The organism is Asticcacaulis solisilvae, assembly GCF_017875235.1.
Lineage (GTDB): Bacteria > Pseudomonadota > Alphaproteobacteria > Caulobacterales > Caulobacteraceae > Asticcacaulis > Asticcacaulis solisilvae_A.
Genome location: NZ_JAGGMI010000028.1, coordinates 1 through 2,500, shown reverse-complemented (window position 1 = coordinate 2,500; position 2,500 = coordinate 1). Strand labels below are relative to the sequence as shown.

The following is a 2,500-nucleotide window of genomic DNA, read 5'->3' as shown; positions in this document are numbered from 1 at the left end:
GCGTAGCGAAAGCGAGTTTGAACAGAGCGTCAAGTTCGTCGCATGACGACCCGAAACCAGGTGATCTATCCATGAGCAGGTTGAAGGTAAGGTAACACTTACTGGAGGACCGAACCGATATCTGTTGAAAAAGATTCGGATGACTTGTGGATAGGGGTGAAAGGCCAATCAAACCTGGACATAGCTGGTTCTCCGCGAAATCTATTTAGGTAGAGCGTCGGATTTATTCCCTGGGGGGTAGAGCACTGGATGGATGCGGGCGGCGCGAGCTGTACCAATTCTAACCAAACTCCGAATACCCAGGAGAACTGTCCGGCAGACACACGGCGGGTGCTAACGTCCGTCGTGAAAAGGGAAACAACCCTAACCATCATCTAAGGCCCCCAAGTTATGGCTAAGTGGGAAACGATGTGGGATTGCTTTGACAATCAGGAGGTTGGCTTAGAAGCAGCCATCCTTTAAAGAAAGCGTAACAGCTCACTGATCAAGCGATCCTGCGCGGAAAATGTAACGGGGCTCAAGCCATGCGCCGAAGATATGGGTTCACGTAAGTGAGCGGTAGCGGAGCGTTCCGTAAGCCTGTGAAGGTCAACCGTGAGGTTGGCTGGAGGTATCGGAAGTGAGAATGCTGACATGAGTAGCGATAAAGAGGGTGAGAGACCCTCTCGCCGAAAGACCAAGGGTTCCTGCGTAAAGCTAATCTGCGCAGGGTTAGCCAGCCCCTAAGGCGAGGCCGAAAGGCGTAGTCGATGGGAATCCGGTAAATATTCCGGAGCCAGTGTGAAGTGACGGATGGCATAACTTGTACGGGCTTATTGGATTGTCCGTGCAGGGGCGTTGTCCCTGGAAATAACTCACACAGAGACTGTACCCGAAACCGACACAGGTGGTCAGGTAGAGCATACCAAGGCGCTTGAGAGAACTATGCTGAAGGAACTCGGCAAATTACACGCGTAACTTCGGGATAAGCGTGACTTTACTTGGGCAACCAGGCTAAAGTGGCACAAACTAGGGGGTAGCGACTGTTTATCAAAAACACAGGGCTCTGCGAAGCTGTAAAGCGACGTATAGGGTCTGACGCCTGCCCGGTGCCGGAAGGTTAAAAGGAGTGGTGCAAGCTGCGAATTGAAGCCCCGGTAAACGGCGGCCGTAACTATAACGGTCCTAAGGTAGCGAAATTCCTTGTCGGGTAAGTTCCGACCTGCACGAATGGCGTAACGACTTCCCCACTGTCTCCAGCATAGGCTCAGCGAAATTGAATTCCCCGTGAAGATGCGGGGTTCCCGCGGTCAGACGGAAAGACCCTATGAACCTTTACTATAGCTTCGCCTTGGCGTTAGCAGCAACATGTGTAGGATAGGTGGGAGGCTATGAAACCGGGGCGCCAGTCTCGGTGGAGCCATCCTTGAAATACCACCCTTATTGCTGCTGACGTCTAACCGAGACCCGTCTATCCGGGTCCGGGACATGGCGTGGTGGGTAGTTTGACTGGGGCGGTCGCCTCCCAAAGTGTAACGGAGGCGCGCGATGGTGGGCTCAGAACGGTCGGAAATCGTTCGATGAGTGCAATGGCATAAGCCCGCCTGACTGCGAGACTGACAAGTCGAGCAGAGACGAAAGTCGGCCATAGTGATCCGGTGGTCCTTCGTGGACGGGCCATCGCTCAACGGATAAAAGGTACTCTAGGGATAACAGGCTGATTTTGCCCAAGAGTCCATATCGACGGCAAAGTTTGGCACCTCGATGTCGGCTCATCACATCCTGGGGCTGGAGCAGGTCCCAAGGGTATGGCTGTTCGCCATTTAAAGTGGTACGTGAGCTGGGTTCAGAACGTCGTGAGACAGTTTGGTCCCTATCTGCCGTGGGTGTTCGAGACTTGAGAGGATCTGTCCCTAGTACGAGAGGACCGGGATGGACATACCTCTGGTGGACCTGTCGTGGCGCCAGCCGCGCAGCAGGGTAGCTAAGTATGGACGGGATAACCGCTGAAAGCATCTAAGCGGGAAACCCACCTCAAAACAAGGTCTCGCTGAGGATCGTGGAAGACTACCACGTTGATAGGCCGGGTGTGGAAGCTCCGTGAGGAGTGAAGCTAACCGGTACTAATAATCCGATCGGCTTGATCGTTCCTCTACAAAACGCATTATGATACAAAGCAATGTCTTCTCGATAACAAAACAGCTGGGCTCTATTGACCTGGTGGCTATGCCGGAAGGTCCCCACCCGATCCCATTCCGAACTCGGTCGTTAAGCCTTCCTGGGCCAATGGTACTTCGTCTTAAGGCGCGGGAGAGTAGGTCGTCGCCAGGTCTATAAAGTCCAGCTGAAAAAATACACCCTTCATTACAATCACTGCCTTCTTGGCGCGGGATGGAGCAGCCCGGTAGCTCGTCAGGCTCATAACCTGAAGGTCGTAGGTTCAAATCCTGCTCCCGCAACCAAAAAACAAGCCCCACAAAAGGGGCTTTTTTTGTACCCAAAATCCAGAAAAGCAACACAC

Annotated in this window: 1 tRNA gene and 2 rRNA genes (1 of these 3 cut by a window edge); all 3 read left to right on the top strand. The window is 53.2% G+C overall.

Annotation, left to right across the window (positions count from 1 at the left end):
• A 23S ribosomal RNA gene (locus tag J2X24_RS22380) occupies nucleotides 1-2,127 on the top strand (it extends 733 nt beyond the left edge of the window).
• A 68-nt stretch (nucleotides 2,128-2,195) separates the two neighbouring features.
• Nucleotides 2,196-2,310: ribosomal RNA gene (gene rrf / locus J2X24_RS22375) — 5S ribosomal RNA — on the top strand.
• Nucleotides 2,311-2,364: 54 nt separating this feature from the next.
• Nucleotides 2,365-2,441: transfer RNA gene (locus J2X24_RS22370), tRNA-Met, on the top strand.
• Nucleotides 2,442-2,500 lie beyond the last annotated feature (59 nt).